This is a genomic window from Deinococcus apachensis DSM 19763 (assembly GCF_000381345.1).
Taxonomy (GTDB): domain Bacteria; phylum Deinococcota; class Deinococci; order Deinococcales; family Deinococcaceae; genus Deinococcus; species Deinococcus apachensis.
On record NZ_KB906408.1, the window covers coordinates 33196 to 46369 of the forward strand.

Annotated in this window: 13 protein-coding genes; 3 read left to right on the plus strand and 10 right to left on the minus strand. The window is 69.8% G+C overall.

All coding sequences use genetic code 11. The features are described 5' to 3' along the window. Nucleotides 1-26 precede the first annotated feature (26 nt). Nucleotides 27-527: a (2Fe-2S)-binding protein gene (locus F784_RS0114850; RefSeq protein ID WP_019587516.1), complete on the minus strand. Its 501-nt coding sequence runs from the start codon at nucleotides 525-527 to the stop codon at nucleotides 27-29. Between the two features lie 354 nt (nucleotides 528-881). Here F784_RS0114850 and F784_RS0114855 point away from each other — a divergent pair, with 354 nt between their 5' ends. Then, nucleotides 882-2021 carry an NAD(P)/FAD-dependent oxidoreductase gene (locus F784_RS0114855; RefSeq protein ID WP_019587517.1) on the plus strand — a complete coding sequence of 380 codons (1140 nt, stop codon included), beginning with the start codon at nucleotides 882-884 and terminating at the stop codon, nucleotides 2019-2021. Between the two features lie 59 nt (nucleotides 2022-2080). On the opposite strand, the gene F784_RS0114860 is transcribed toward F784_RS0114855, so the two are convergent. Next, nucleotides 2081-2902, minus strand: a complete 822-nt coding sequence (locus F784_RS0114860; protein WP_019587518.1) for a DNA-formamidopyrimidine glycosylase — start codon at nucleotides 2900-2902, stop codon at nucleotides 2081-2083. 197 nt (nucleotides 2903-3099) lie between these two features. Between F784_RS0114860 and F784_RS0114865 the strand changes: the two genes are divergently transcribed. Then, entirely contained in the window at nucleotides 3100-3735 is a 636-nt protein-coding gene (locus F784_RS0114865) for a pyroglutamyl-peptidase I (RefSeq protein ID WP_019587519.1), read from the plus strand. 28 nt (nucleotides 3736-3763) lie between these two features. Here F784_RS0114865 and F784_RS0114870 read toward each other — a convergent pair whose 3' ends face one another. Further along, nucleotides 3764-4063 (minus strand): hypothetical protein, encoded by a 300-nt coding sequence (locus tag F784_RS0114870; RefSeq protein WP_019587520.1) that lies wholly within the window; start codon nucleotides 4061-4063, stop codon nucleotides 3764-3766. A 20-nt stretch (nucleotides 4064-4083) separates the two neighbouring features. Continuing rightward, a complete protein-coding gene (locus F784_RS0114875; RefSeq protein ID WP_019587521.1) occupies nucleotides 4084-5988 on the minus strand; it encodes an AfsR/SARP family transcriptional regulator in 1905 nt (634 codons plus the stop codon). Nucleotides 5989-6004: 16 nt separating this feature from the next. On the opposite strand from F784_RS0114875, the gene F784_RS0114880 reads away from it, so the two are divergent. After that, nucleotides 6005-6253: a hypothetical protein gene (locus F784_RS0114880; protein WP_157465284.1), complete on the plus strand. Its 249-nt coding sequence runs from the start codon at nucleotides 6005-6007 to the stop codon at nucleotides 6251-6253. Between the two features lie 72 nt (nucleotides 6254-6325). On the opposite strand, the gene ppk1 is transcribed toward F784_RS0114880, so the two are convergent. From ppk1 to F784_RS0114910, 6 genes are all read right to left on the minus strand, one after another. Then, nucleotides 6326-8494, minus strand: a complete 2169-nt coding sequence (gene ppk1 / locus F784_RS0114885) for a polyphosphate kinase 1 (RefSeq protein WP_083939235.1) — start codon at nucleotides 8492-8494, stop codon at nucleotides 6326-6328. A gap of 142 nt (nucleotides 8495-8636) precedes the next feature. Then, the gene (fabF, locus tag F784_RS0114890; RefSeq protein ID WP_019587524.1) at nucleotides 8637-9881 is read right to left on the minus strand and encodes a beta-ketoacyl-ACP synthase II; all 1245 of its coding nucleotides are present in this window, start codon (nucleotides 9879-9881) and stop codon (nucleotides 8637-8639) included. A 99-nt stretch (nucleotides 9882-9980) separates the two neighbouring features. Then, complete coding sequence (acpP, locus tag F784_RS0114895) at nucleotides 9981-10211, minus strand: acyl carrier protein (RefSeq protein WP_019587525.1); 231 nt, start codon at nucleotides 10209-10211, stop codon at nucleotides 9981-9983. 97 nt (nucleotides 10212-10308) lie between these two features. Next, entirely contained in the window at nucleotides 10309-11061 is a 753-nt protein-coding gene (gene fabG / locus F784_RS0114900; RefSeq protein ID WP_026332503.1) for a 3-oxoacyl-[acyl-carrier-protein] reductase, read from the minus strand. A 48-nt stretch (nucleotides 11062-11109) separates the two neighbouring features. After that, the gene (gene fabD, locus F784_RS0114905) at nucleotides 11110-12039 is read right to left on the minus strand and encodes an ACP S-malonyltransferase (protein WP_019587527.1); all 930 of its coding nucleotides are present in this window, start codon (nucleotides 12037-12039) and stop codon (nucleotides 11110-11112) included. Continuing rightward, complete coding sequence (locus F784_RS0114910; protein ID WP_019587528.1) at nucleotides 12036-13082, minus strand: beta-ketoacyl-ACP synthase III; 1047 nt, start codon at nucleotides 13080-13082, stop codon at nucleotides 12036-12038. Before F784_RS0114910 ends, fabD begins: the two co-directional genes overlap by 4 nt. Between the last annotated feature and the right edge of the window lie 92 nt (nucleotides 13083-13174).

The window sequence follows — 13174 nt, forward strand, 5'->3', positions numbered from 1 at the left end:
CACTGACCACTCCCCACTCACGTCTTTCAATCGTCCGCCGCCTGCTCCGCCCCCACCTGCCGCGACTCCCGCATCGCCTGGGCCGCGTACTGCACGGCGAGGACGATGTTGTGGTAACCGGTGCAGCGGCAGTAATTGCCCTCCAGGTGGTGGCGGATCGTCTCCTCGCTGGGGTCGGGGTCGTGCCTGAGCAGCTCGGCGGCGCTCATGATCATGCCGGGGGTGCAGAAGCCGCACTGGAGGCCGTGTTTCTCCCAGAAGCCCGCCTGGAGGGGATGCAGTTCGGCGGCAGTGCCGATCCCCTCGATGGTCGTGACCTCCATGCCCTCGGCCTGAACGGCGAGGAGGGTGCAACTTTTCACCGCGTCGCCGTTCAGGTGGACGGTACAGGCGCCGCACTGGCTGGTGTCGCAGCCCACGTGGGTCCCCGTCAGGCCCAGGTCCTCGCGCAGGAAATGCACGAGCAGGGTGCGCGGCTCCACGTCGCGGGTGTGGGGGCGACCGTTGACCGTCACCGTGACGTTCATAGCGGGGCTCCGGGACGTGTGCGGGTCTGGCGAGGGCTCTCCTGCATGGTCCACCTCCAGGGTGAGGGCGGCGAGGCGTAGGGCCGAAGTGGGTCCGGGTGCCCTGGCCGGGCCGGACCCCGCGTGTATTGTGTGTACCTCCCCTATTCAAGCATGAATCGGGCTGCTCGAAATGCGGGCTGGGCTAAGCTCGGAGGAGGACCCGGACATGAACCTTCTGGGGGTGTGGAGGGTGACAGACCGCTTTGGTGTAAGCTGTACACTGTTGTCACGGCCGGGGGAGGACCTCCGGCGGGTTTTGGGGCGACCTTTGTCCTGGACCCAACTCGTGAATTCGTTCACAGGAGTGCTTGCATGAAGACCCTCATCCTTGGCGCTGGCTACGCGGGCCTCGCGGCGGCCACCAAAATGAAGCCCACCCCCGGTCTGGAGGCCCTGCTCGTCGAGCAGAACGCCTACCACACCTTCGAAACCCGTTTGCACGAGGCCGCCGCGCACAACACGCCGGTCACCCTGCCCCTCACGCCGCTGCTGCGCGGCACGGGCGTCCACCTGGAGCAGGCGCAGGTCGAGAACGTCGATGTGGACGCTAAGGAAGTCACCCTCAAGGACGGCCGGGTGCTCACCTACGACACGCTCGTCGTGGGCCTGGGCTCGGTCACGAACTTCTACCGCATCCCCGGCCTCGCCGAGAACGCCGCCGAACTCAAGCAGCTCAGCGACGCTGACGAGATCTTCAACTTCGTCAACCGCGCCTACAGCAGTGACTACACCGGCAACCGCGACATCGTGGTGGGCGGCGCGGGTCTGACGGGCGTGGAGCTGGTGACCGAACTCGCGCAGCGGGCGGAAGTGCTCAGCCGCGAGCGCGGGCTGCCCCCCTTCCAGATCTACCTGGTGGAGGCGGGACCCAAGATTCTGCCCGTCCTTGACGACGCGCTGCGGCAGAAGGCCGAGAACACGCTGCGCGAGTACGGCATCCACATCCTGATCGGCCACCGCCTGATGAGCGCGACCCCCGACAGCGTGACGGTGCAGACGCAGGACGGCGAGCAGAAGGTCATCCCCGCGGGCAAGATCATCTGGACGGGCGGCATCCAGGCGCGCGACATCGTGAAGGGTGAGCGGCTGGAGAAGGGGCCGGGTGGGCGCATCGCGGTCGACGAGTTCCTGCGCGCCAAGAATTACCCCGACGTGTTCGTGATTGGTGACATGGGCCTGGCGCTCAACCAGGACGGCAAGCCGGTGCCCACCACCGCGCAGCACGCCGGGCAGCAGGGCCGCCTGACGGGCAAGAACCTGATCCGCCTGGCCAAGGGCGAGGAGCTTCAGCCCTACGAGCCCACCACCCTGGGCGAGTTCGTCTCGCTGGGCGGCCTGATGGCGGTCGGCTGGATGAAGCTGCCGTGGAATCAGAAGCTCGCCATCACGGGTGGCCTCGCCCACGTGATGAAGCGCGCCTCCGAGTGGCGCTGGCGGGCCAGCATCGACTGAGGAACATCAACAAACGGGGTCCCGGGTGAACATCCTGGGACCCTCTCTTTTGGTTCCGGTCAATCCTGCATGCGGAGTTGCTGGCACTCGGGACAGAAATGTGTTCCCCGCTGCCCCAGCACGATCTTCTTGATGGGCGTGCCGCAGCGGGGGCATGGCTTCCCTGTCTGCCCGTAGGCGATGTGGTTCCCCTGGAACTCCCCGATCTCGCCGTCGTGCTGGGCATAGTCGCGCAGGGTGCTGCCCCCCGCCTCGACCGCCTCGTGCATGACCTCGCGGACGGCGTGGTAGAGGCGGCCCGCCTCCTCGCGGGTCAGGCGCGTCTGGGCGGGGTGGATGCGCGCCCGCCACAGGCTCTCGTCGGCGTAGATGTTGCCCACACCGCTGACGGGCTTCTGCGAGAGCAGCCAGGGCTTGACGGCCCCAGCCTGGGCGGCCTGGCGCGCAAACTCCTCCTCCTGGAACTCGTCCCCGAGGGGTTCGGGACCCATGCCCAGCAGGGTGGGCATTCCCCGGTACTCGCCTGCGGGCACGACCGCCATCTTGCCAAAGCGCCGGGGATCGTTGAAGTAGAGCTGGCCCGCGTCAGTCGTCAGGGTCACGCGGGTGTGCGGCCCCTCCTCCAGCCGGAAGCCACCGGTCATCCCCAGGTGGACGATGAGTTCGAGGTCATGGGGATCATCCCCCTCCGCCTCTGCCGTGGCGAGGTGCAGCATCAGGTACTTGCCCCGGCGCGAGAGGCGGCTGACCCGGCGCCCGTGCGCGAGGTGCGTGTCGCGGTAGCGGTGCGGCGAGTCGTGGGTCAGGCTCAGGATGGTGCGCCCCGCAAGCAGCGGCTCGATCTTGCGACGCGTGGTCTCGACCTCGGGGAGTTCCGGCACAGGGGGAGGATAGGTGATGGAACGAGGGGCAACTGGGAAGCGGGCGGCAGTTGGTTCCTCTCAAGCACACCCGAACGTCGCCTGTCGCCCTGAACGAAGTCAAGGGCCCCGACTTCCGGTCGGAATGCTTCGCCTGCGGCTCAGCATGACCAGTCCCTTGGCAAGCGGTGCACGCACCTCCTGCCCTATCCTGACCCGTGCCCACGCTGCTGCTGACCGGTTTCGAGCCCTTTCACACCCACCCCACCAACCCGAGCGCCCAGGCGGCGGAGGCACTGGACGGGCTGGAGGTCGGCGGACTGCGCGTGCGGTCCGCCCTGCTGCCCGTCGAACCGCACGCGGCGGCCCAGGCCCTGCGCGGTCTGCTGGAACAGCACCTGCCGGACGCCGTCCTCCTGACCGGCCTCGCGGCGGGACGCCCGCAGTTGACCGCCAAGCGGGTCGGGCTGAACGTGATGGACTTCGTGATCCCCGACAATGCCGGGCAGACGTACCGGGACCACCCGGCGCACCCGGACCCCTCGGCGCCCGCCGCCTACCTCAGCACGCTCCCCCTGCGCGCCATTCTGGACGCCTGGCGGGAGGCGGAGATTCCCGGCGGCATCAGCAACACGGCGGGGCTGTACGTCTGCAACTTCGTGCTGTACCACACCCTTGACTTTCTGGCCCGGGCGGGGCGGGCGCACGTTCCCTGCGGCTTCCTGCACGTGCCCGCCAACGCCGCCGTCGCGCTCGCCGTGCTGGAGGACCGCGCCCCGATTCCCTATCTGCCTCAGGAGGAGATCACGCGGGCGGTGCGTGTGGCGGTGGAAGTCGTTGGTCGCAGGCTGTAGGGAGGGGCCGACGCTTCTCCCCCACCTCCTATGGAAAGGGCGCCTTCCCCTCTGCCCAGCCGCCCCCCGGCCCGCCCACCCAGTGCCACTCGCCGCCCTCCTGGGGTTTTTGCCGCAGCGCCCCGCTGACCGCCGCGAGGGGCACGCGCCGGGCGAAGCGGGTGCGGGCGTGCCACTGCGAAAGGGCGCGGGCCGGGTCGGCGGGGCGCAGTCCGCGCAGCGCGGCGTCGGCGCGGTTCACAGCGAGGTCGAAGAGGGCGTCGGGAACCTCTCCCGCCGGGCGTTCGCCGTCGGGGCTCGGGTCATTCAGGAAGGGACGGTCGGGCACGCGCGGGCCGTCCTCCCGATTCACGAGCGCATGCGGTGGAGTTCCACCACGTAGCGCGCGAGTTCCTGGGGGGCGGCGACCTGACGGGCGATCTCCACCCGGGCCTCCAGCACGGCCACATCGTAGGGGTCGATTCGCAGCAGCTCGTTGGCGAGGAGGAGCGCCCGGCGCAGGTCGCCCTCCTCACGGGCGCGGCTCAGGCGGCCCTTGAGTTCCAGGGTGAGGAGCACCCGCAGCTCCTCGCGCAGGTCGTCGGCCCACTCGCTCTCCATCCGCAGCCCCGGCAGGAAGGGGCCGCGGTACAGGGCGAGCGCCCGGCCCAGGTCGCCCGCCTCCAGGGCCGAGCGCAACTCGGTCACGTCAAGTTCCACGTGGACCTCCGGCCCCAGGCGGTAGCGGGGCTGCTTGGCGCTCCCCTCCATCTGCAGCACCTCGGGGCCCAGGCGCACACGCAGCTCGCGGAACACCGCCCGGAAGTAGTCCCCGGCGGTCTTGGGGTCGCGGTCGGGGTAGATGGCGGCCTCCAGGTCGCGCCGGGTCTGCCCGGGGTGCAGCGCGAGGTAGGCGAGCGTCAGCACGCTGCCCTCCAGGCTGAAGGGGATGCGCTCGCCGCCGCGCTCGACCTCCGCCCGGCCCAGGGTGTAGACGCGCAGGTACAGCGGCGCGGGGACCGCCTCGCCGCCGCTTGCCCCCGGGAAGGCGAGCTTTTCGAGCACGAGTTGCAGGTCGGGCGCCAGGTCGGGGTCCAGCCGCGCCCGCTGCACCAGGCTGGCGAGTTCCTGGAGGTCCGGTCGGTAGAGCATACGGTCGCGGGCGTTCACCAACGCTGTGAGAGCCTGGCAGAAGGTTCCCAGGCTCGCCCCCTCGTCCCCCAGAGACGCCTGAGTGTCGGCGAGGTGCAGCAGCGCCCGCACGCGCCCCTGCTCGCCCAGGCCGGGGCTTTCCAGCGCCCGGGAGAGAGACTCGGCCGCCTGGGCGTGGTTCCCGCGCCGCCGAAGCAGCAGGCCACGCGTCAGCGTCACGGCCGGATGCGCCGGATCGGGAGCGAGGTCGTGCAGCGTCTCCAGCGCCCGCGCGTGGTCACCCTGGTGGCTGGACAGGTCGGCCAGCCGGGTGGCGGTCCAGGTCAGCAGCTCGAAATCGTGGGTGGTCTCGACGATGAGCCGCAGGTCCTGGAGGGTCCGCAGGTGCGCCGCCCGGTCCCCGGTGAGGTGATGCAGCTCGGCCTCCACGGTGAGCAGGTAGGCTCGGGGCGTCAGGGCGTCGGTATGCTCCAGCGCCTCCCAGCCCTGCGCCAGGGTGGCCCGCGCGCCCGCGAAGTCCCCGGTGAGCACCTGCACGTTCGCCAGGCCCGTCAGTGCTGAGAGCCGCGCGATGGGGGTGCGGCCCACCGGCAGCAGCCGCAGCGCCTCGCGGTACAGGTGCCGGGCGCGGCGGAGGTCGCCGACCTTGACGTGCATCTGCGCGACCGTCTGGGTCACGCGCCCGATCTGCTCGTCGGTGCCCGCGGCCAGGTAGCCGCGCCAGGCCCGCTCGCAGCGCTCCAGGCCCTGGGCCACCCGGCCCGCCTGGAACTCGGCGGTGCCCCACCAGCGCAGGGCGCGCAGGGCGAGTTCCCCGCTCAGACTGGGGGTGATCGCCTCGAAGTGCCGGATCGCCTCGTTGAAGCGGCCCTGGACGCGCAGCAGGTTGCCGTACTCGACCCGCGCCTCGGGGTCGCCCAGCTCAGAGGCGCGCAGCAGGGGCAGCTCGGCCTCCGGGAAGCGGCCGCTCCAGAGGTAGGCCATGCCCAGCAGGCACCATTCCTCCGGGGTGGTCGGCCCGTCGCCCGACAGCCGGGCGATGACCGCCTCGTACTGCCCGGCATCGAAGTGCGCCCGCAGTTCCGTGATCCGCTCCATACCCAGGGTCATCTCTTGGGCCATAGAGTAGAGTAGTTTCATGCCCATACAACGAACGGTGAAGTTCCTGATGGTGGCGGCGGTGTTCGGACTCTCGGTGGCCCAGGCCGGAGCCGACGACTATGGGATCGCCAAGGCGGGCCGCGTGATCCAGACGCAAGGGGCCGACGACTACGGCATCGTCCGGAGCCACCAACGCACGGCGACCCAGGGCGCCGATGATTACGGAATCGCGCACGCCCCCAGGTCGGCCACGCCGCAGGGGGCGGACGACTACGGCATCGCCTGAGCCTGCTGCCGGGGTGACGGGGACGCGGCACCTGGCCCACGTCCCCGTCCTCCTTTTGGACTTCTCGTCACCTCAAGCTGGATGACGGGCCTCAGCGAAGGCCTGCTGAGCGTTGAAGTCGCCGAGCAGCTTCTCGTACACGCCGTCCACGTTTAACTCCCACGAGCCGCGCTCGTCGGCCCATTCCGTGTCCAGCAGGCCCAGGAGTTCGTCACGGTGACGGTCGTCGAGCACGGGCGCGACCACCTCCACCCGGCGGTCGAGGTTGCGGCTCATCCAGTCGGCGCTGCCGAAGTACACTTCCGGGCTGCCCCCGCCCCCGAAGACGTAGATGCGCGCATGTTCCAGGTAGCGGCCCAGCAGGCTGCGGACCCGCACCGTCTCGGAGAGGCCGGGCACCCCGGGCCGCAGACAGCACACCCCACGGATGATGAGTTCGACCCGCACCCCCGCCCCCGCCGCCCGGTACAGCGCCTCGATCATGCCGGGGTCGGTGAGCTGGTTGACCTTGACCCGCACCCAGGCGTCCTGCCCGGCCTGGGCGTGTTCCGCCTCGCGGTCCAGCAGGGCCTCGAAGCCGCTGCGGGCCGTGTCGGGCGCCACGAGCAGCCGGGTGTAGCCCGCCTCCGCGTACCCCGTCAGGTGATTAAACAGCTCGGACACGTCGGCCCCCAGGTCGGGATCGGCAGACAGCACGCTGAGGTCGGTGTACAGCCGCGCCGTCTTGGGGTTGTAGTTCCCGGTGCCGATGTGGACATAGCGGCGCAGCCCCCCCTCCTCCCGCCGGACGACGAGCGTGACCTTGGCGTGGGTCTTGAGGCCCGCCATGCCGTAGACGACGTGCGCCCCGGCCCGCTCCAGCTTCCTCGCCCACGAGATGTTGCGCTGCTCGTCGAAGCGGGCCTTGAGTTCGATCAGGGCCACAACCTGCTTGCCGTTCTCGGCGGCGGTGCGGAGGGCGCCCAGCAGCCGGGGGTCGTCCCCGGTGCGGTAGAGCGTCTGCTTGATCGCCAGGACCTGGGGATCACGGGCGGCCTCCTCCAGGAAGTTGAGCACGTTCGTGAAGCCGTCGTAGGGGTGATGCAGCAGCACGTCGCCCCGGCGCAGGGTGTCGAAGATGCCGCCCTCCTCGTCGCCGTCGAGGTCGGGCACGGCGGGCGCGTAGGGGGGGAAACTCAGGTCGGGGCGGTCCACCGGCAGGCCCATCAGGTCGGCGGTGCCCAGCGGACCCTCCAGGGTGAACACGTCCTCGGGGGCCAGCCGCAACCGCTCCTGCAGGAAGGTGACGATGCCGGGCGGCGTATCCTGCATCACCTCCAGCCGCACCGCCGAGCCGAAGCGCCGCCGCCGCAGCCCGTCCTCGATGGTGGCGAGCAGGTCTTCCGCCTCCTCCTCCTCGAACTCGTAGTCGGTGTTGCGCGTGACCCGGAAGACGTGGGCGGCGAGCACCGTGCGGCCCTTGAAGAGATCGTCCAGGTGCGCGGCGATCACGTCCTCCAGCAGCAGCAGCACGTCCCCGACCGGCACCACGCGCGGCAGCACGCCGACGGGCACCTTCACCCGCGCGAACTCCGGCTCCTCGCCCTCGCCGCCGTCCAGCAGTACAGCCAGGTTCAGGCTGAGGTTGCTGAGGTACGGGAAGGGGTGGCTGGGGTCCACCACGAGTGGCGTGAGGACCGGCTGAATCTCGGCGAGGTAATGCTCCCGCAGCGCTGCCCGCGCCCGTTTGCCCAGGTCGGCGACCCGCACGAGGCGCACGCCCTGGGCCGCGAGGTCCTTCAGCGTCCGCCGGGCCGCCTTCTCGATCTGGCGCAGCATGACGTGGGTCCGCTCGCGCACGAGGTCCAGCGTCTCGCGCGGGAGAAGCCCGTCGGGACCCGGGGTGTTCACGCCCGCTGCAATCTGGCGGTGGACGCCCGCCACGCGCACCATGAAGAACTCGTCGAGGTTGCTGCCGCAGATCGCCGCGTACTTCAAGCGTTCCAGCAGGGGATTGCGCTCGTCGCGCGCCTCGGCCAGCACGCGCGCGTTGAAGGCCAGCCACGACAACTCGCGGTTGAGAAAGGGGCTGCCTTGGTTGGCGACGGTGCTGAACGTCTGTCCCCCCTCGGCGGTGGAGGTAGCCCGGGGCGTTTTCTTGCGCCGCCCCCTTTTGGCGGAAGGGGCCAGCACGTCGGGAGCGGGCGGAGGGGATGTGGGGGCACGCACGGTGAGAACCTCGCAGATTATCAGTCGTGTCATGGGGCGGCCAGAAGCACCGGCCCACCGCAAGAGGACTTCCTCCGAGCGTAGCAGACAGCGGCGCCTCCCCCGGCCAACATGAGCTTTAGGGCAAAAAATGGGACGGGGGCACCACCGCCACCCGTCCACACCTCGCCGGGTCCTAGACCCGTTTGAACAGCAGCGCCGCGTTCTGACCGCCGAAGGCGAAGGAGTTGCTGAGCGCGTACTCGACCTGCTGTTCCCGGGCCCCCTCCGGGATGTAGTCGAGGTCGAGCAGGGGATCGGGGTCGGTCAGGTTGATGGTGGGGGGCAGCACGCCGTCCTTCAGCGCCTGCGCGACCGCGATGGTCTCCACCGCCCCCGCCGCGCCGAGCAGGTGCCCGGTCATGGACTTCGTGGAGCTGACGGCGAGCTGGTGGGCGTGCGGGCCGAAGACGTGCTTGATGCCCTGCGTCTCGTGCAGGTCGTTGAAATGGGTGCTCGTGCCGTGGGCGTTGATGTAACCCACCTGCTCGGGGTTCACGCCCGCCGTGGCGAGCGCCATCCGCATGGCGACCTGCGCGCCGCGCCCCTCGGGAGCAGGTAGGGTGATGTGGTGCGCGTCGGCTGAGGTGCCGTAGCCCACGATCTCGGCGTAGATCGTGGCGCCGCGGGCCTTGGCCTTTTCCAGCTCCTCCAGCACCACCACGCCCGCGCCCTCGCCCAGCACGAAGCCGTCGCGGCTGGCAGAGAAGGGGCGGCTGGCCTCCTGCGGCGCGTCGTTGCGGGTGGAGAGCGCCTTCATGTTGGAGAAGCCCCCGATGGCGATGGGCGTGACCGCCGCCTCGGTGCCGCCCGCGAGCATCACGTCCGCCAGGCCGAGCTGGATGTAGCGCGCGGCGTCCCCAATGGCCCCCGTGCCGGTCGCGCAGGCGGTCACGACGGTGCTGCTCGGCCCGGTCGCCCCGTAGCGCATGGCGACGTGCCCGGTCGCCATGTTGGCGATCATCATGGGGATGAACATGGGGCTGATGCGGCCCGGGCCGCGCGAGTGCAGGACCGCTGCCTGGTCCTCGAAGGTCTTCACCCCGCCGATGCCGCTGCCGATCACGGCCCCGGTGCGCTCGCCGCGCAGTTCCTCTTCCGTCAGGCCGCTGTCGCGCACGGCGAGTTCCGCCGCGGCCAGCGCGAGCTGCACGTAGCGGTCGAGCTTGCGCGCCTCGCGGGCGTCCACGTACTCGCCCAGGTCATCGTCCACCTGACCCGCGATCTTGCTCGCCACCTCGGCGGTGTCGAAGCGGTCGATGAGACCGATGCCGCTCTTCCCGGCACGCTGCGCCTCCGCGAAGGCCTGCGCGCCCGTCCCGATGGGCGTGACCGGCCCCAGCCCGGTGATCGCCACACGTTTGAGTCCCGTGACTGTCATGCTGTCTCCCTCCACCTGCCGAGCCCAGGCAAGTGCCGGACAGCGGCAAAACCGGACGGTGCCGGGAAGAACCCCGCGCCGTCCGGCCTGAATGTACTCCTACTGCTTCGAGCCGATGTAATCGACGGCAGCCTGCACCGTGCGGATCTTCTCGGCGTCCTCGTCGCTGATGGAGATGCCGAAGCGGTCCTCCAGCCCCATGATCAGCTCGACCGTCTCCAGGCTGTCCGCGCCCAGGTCCTCGACGAACCGCGCCTCCGGGGTCACCTTGTCCGCGTCCACGCCGAGCTTCTCGACGATCACGTCCTTCACATCCTCAAAATTCGCCATGTGTAAGTACCTCCTCAAAACTGAAGTCTGCGCCAGTCTACACGTGAAGTCCCGAAATGCGGGCGAGACTGGACGGGGTTCAAGCGGAATCCCGTGCTCAGTGCGGGTACAGCCCGCCGTCCACCCCGATGACCTGCCCAGTGATGTACCCGGCCGCGTCCGAGGCCAGGAAGGCGACGAGGGCGGCGACCTCCTCCGGCTGGCCGAAGCGGGCAAGGGGGATGCTGCCCAGGTACGCCTTCTGCACGTCCTGTGAAAGCTGGCCCGTCATGTCCGACTCGATGAAGCCGGGGGCGACCGCGTTCACGGTGATGCCGCGCCCGCCGTACTCCTTGGCAAGGGCCTTGGTCAGCCCGATCAGGCCCGCCTTGCTGGCGACGTAGTTGGCCTGCCCGGGGTTACCCATCAGGCCGACCACCGAGGCGATGTTGATGATCCGGCCCGAGCGGGCGCGCATCATGTGCTTGATCGCCGCGCGGCTGGCCGTGAAGGCACTCGTGAGGTTGGTGTCCAGCACGGCGTTCCAGTCGTCGTCTCTCATGCGGACGGCGAGGGTGTCGCGCGTGATTCCGGCGTTGTTCACCAGAACGTCGAGGCGGCCCATCGCTTTAATCACGTCCTCCACGAGTGTTCCGGCGTTGGCCGGGTCGGAGAGGTCGGCGCCGAAGACCTGGACGGACACACTGAGGGCGCGGATCTCGTCGGCCACCTTCTCGGCCTCCGCCTGATTCCGGCCGTAATGCACGGCCACGCCGAAGCCCGATTGGGCCAGGGCCTGGGCCATCGCGCGGCCCAGGCCACGGCTAGAGCCGGTCACGAGGGCGATTTTATGGGGTTGGGGTCCAGTCATGGGGCTCCTTGGATGAGTCGCCAGCTTTCAACGGCCAGCCAACAACGTTCAATTCTGGCTGCTGGCGGCTGAAAGTTGAAAGCCCCGCACCTGCTCCGCTGTCCCCACGTTCAGCGTCCGGGCCTCGGGCAGGATACGTTTGACCAGGCCGGTCAGCACCGCGCCGGGGCCGAACTCGATGAACACGTCGGCCCCCGCCTCTGCCAATGCCCGGATGGTTTCCACCCAGCGCACGCTCCCGGTGATCTGCTGCGCCAGCAGGTCAGGCAGGGCGGCGGGGTCGCTGTTCGCCTCGGCGGTCACATTGGCGTAAACGGGGAAAGCGAACGGGGCGAAAGAGGTGGCCTGGAGGTCAGGCGTCAGAGCATCCTGCGCAGGGGCCATCAGGGCACAGTGGAAGGGCGCGCTGACCTTGAGGGGGATGACTTTGAGGCCGCGCCCCTTGAGTTCGGCGGCGGCAGCGTCCACGGCGGCCTTGTCCCCGGAGATCACGGTCTGGGTCGGCGCGTTGAAGTTGGCGGGCTGCACGATGCCCTCCACCGCCCCGCAGACCTCGCGCACCACGTTCGGGTCGCCCATCACGGCGCTCATGGCCCCGACGCCCACGGGGACGGCCTCCTGCATCAGCTCGCCGCGACGACGGGTCAGGCGCAGCGCGTCCGCGAGGCCCAACGCCCCGGAGGCGACGAGCGCCGAATACTCGCCCAGCGAGTGCCCGGCGGCGAAGGCGGGAGTCAACCCCGTCTGGGCCTGCCACGCCCGGTACGCGGCGACCGACGCGGCGACGAGCGCGGGCTGCTGATTCGCGGTGAGGGTCAGGGCTTCGAGCGGCCCGCTCTCGATCAACGCGCGCAGGCCGGGGAGAGTCGCCTCCGCCTCGGCGTAGAGGACCTCTGCCTCGGGGAAGGCAGCGGTTAGGTCCGCGCCCATCCCCACCGCGTGGGAGCCCTGACCCGGAAACAGCGCGGCGATCTTCACGCCGTCACCTCGGCCCGCTGCGCCAGGGCGGTCAGGCTGGGAGCCCCTCCCCACCACTTCATCGTGCAGGAGCCCCAGCTCAGGCCGCCACCGAAGGCCACGAGCAGGAGCTGCTGTCCCTCTCGCACCCGCCCGTCGTCCACCGCCTCGCGCAGCGCGAGGGGCACCGAGGCGCTCGACGTGTTCCCGTAGCGGTCGAGGTTCATCACCGTCTTGCTCATGGGCACGCCGAAGCGTTCGTTGGCCGCCTCGATGATGCGCACGTTCGCCTGGTGAGGAATGACCCAGTCCACGTCCCCACTGCTGAGCCCGCTCTTGGCGAGAACCTGACGGCCACTGTCGCCCAGCACGCGCACGGCGAACTTGAACACCTCGCGGCCATTCATGCCCACCCGGTCGCCCATCGGGAAGCCGTTGGGAAGGCGATCCGCCATGCAGCGGGCGTAGAGGCTGGGTCCACCCGCGCTGTCCGCTCCCAGCACGAAGTCCTGAAAGCCGTAGCCCTCGGGCACCGGGCCGACGACCGCCGCGCCCGCGCCGTCCCCGAACAGGATGGCGGTGCCGCGGTCGTCCTGATCGACGAGCTGCGAGAGCACCTCCGCGCCCACCACGAGCACCCGCCGAGCGGTGCCGCCCAGGATCAGGCCCTGCGCCATGCCCAGCCCGTACACGAAGCCGCTGCATGCGGTCGAGAGGTCGAAGGCGCCCGCCCCCGTCAGCCCTACCTGCCCGGCAATGAGCGCGGCGGTGGACGGGAACAGGGCATCCGGCGTGGCGGTCGCGCAGATCACGAGGTCCACGTCCCGCAGCGCATCGGGGTCACGGGCGAGCAGGTCCTGCACCGACCGCACCCCCATGTCCGAGGTGTACTCGCCTTCAGCGGCGAAGCGGCGCTCGCGGATGCCGGTGCGGCTCTCGATCCACTCGGCGCTGGTGTCCATCCGCGTCTCGAAATCCGCGTTTGTGACCACGCGCGGCGGGGCGTACGTGCCCAGCGCCGTGATGCCGATGCTGGGTCGGGGGGGAGTCGGGGAGGAGGTCATGGGGGAACGCTAGCATTCTTTGAACAGCCGTTCAAGGAATCGTCCAGAAATTGGGACAGGATACAAGCGGAGCCACCCAAAAGGAGAGAAGG

What these genes read in the sequence shown, in the direction of transcription:
- F784_RS0114855 (WP_019587517.1), top strand. Translation starts at nt 882, where the DNA reads ATGAAGACCCTCATCCTTGGCGCTGGCTACGCGGGCCTCGCGGCGGCC.
- fabF (WP_019587524.1), bottom strand. Translation starts at nt 9,881, where the DNA reads ATGACAGTCACGGGACTCAAACGTGTGGCGATCACCGGGCTGGGGCCG.
- F784_RS0114910 (WP_019587528.1), bottom strand. Translation starts at nt 13,082, where the DNA reads ATGACCTCCTCCCCGACTCCCCCCCGACCCAGCATCGGCATCACGGCG.
- F784_RS0114850 (WP_019587516.1), bottom strand. Translation starts at nt 527, where the DNA reads ATGAACGTCACGGTGACGGTCAACGGTCGCCCCCACACCCGCGACGTG.
- acpP (WP_019587525.1), bottom strand. Translation starts at nt 10,211, where the DNA reads ATGGCGAATTTTGAGGATGTGAAGGACGTGATCGTCGAGAAGCTCGGC.
- ppk1 (WP_083939235.1), bottom strand. Translation starts at nt 8,494, where the DNA reads ATGACACGACTGATAATCTGCGAGGTTCTCACCGTGCGTGCCCCCACA.
- F784_RS0114875 (WP_019587521.1), bottom strand. Translation starts at nt 5,988, where the DNA reads ATGGCCCAAGAGATGACCCTGGGTATGGAGCGGATCACGGAACTGCGG.
- F784_RS0114880 (WP_157465284.1), top strand. Translation starts at nt 6,005, where the DNA reads ATGCCCATACAACGAACGGTGAAGTTCCTGATGGTGGCGGCGGTGTTC.
- fabG (WP_026332503.1), bottom strand. Translation starts at nt 11,061, where the DNA reads ATGACTGGACCCCAACCCCATAAAATCGCCCTCGTGACCGGCTCTAGC.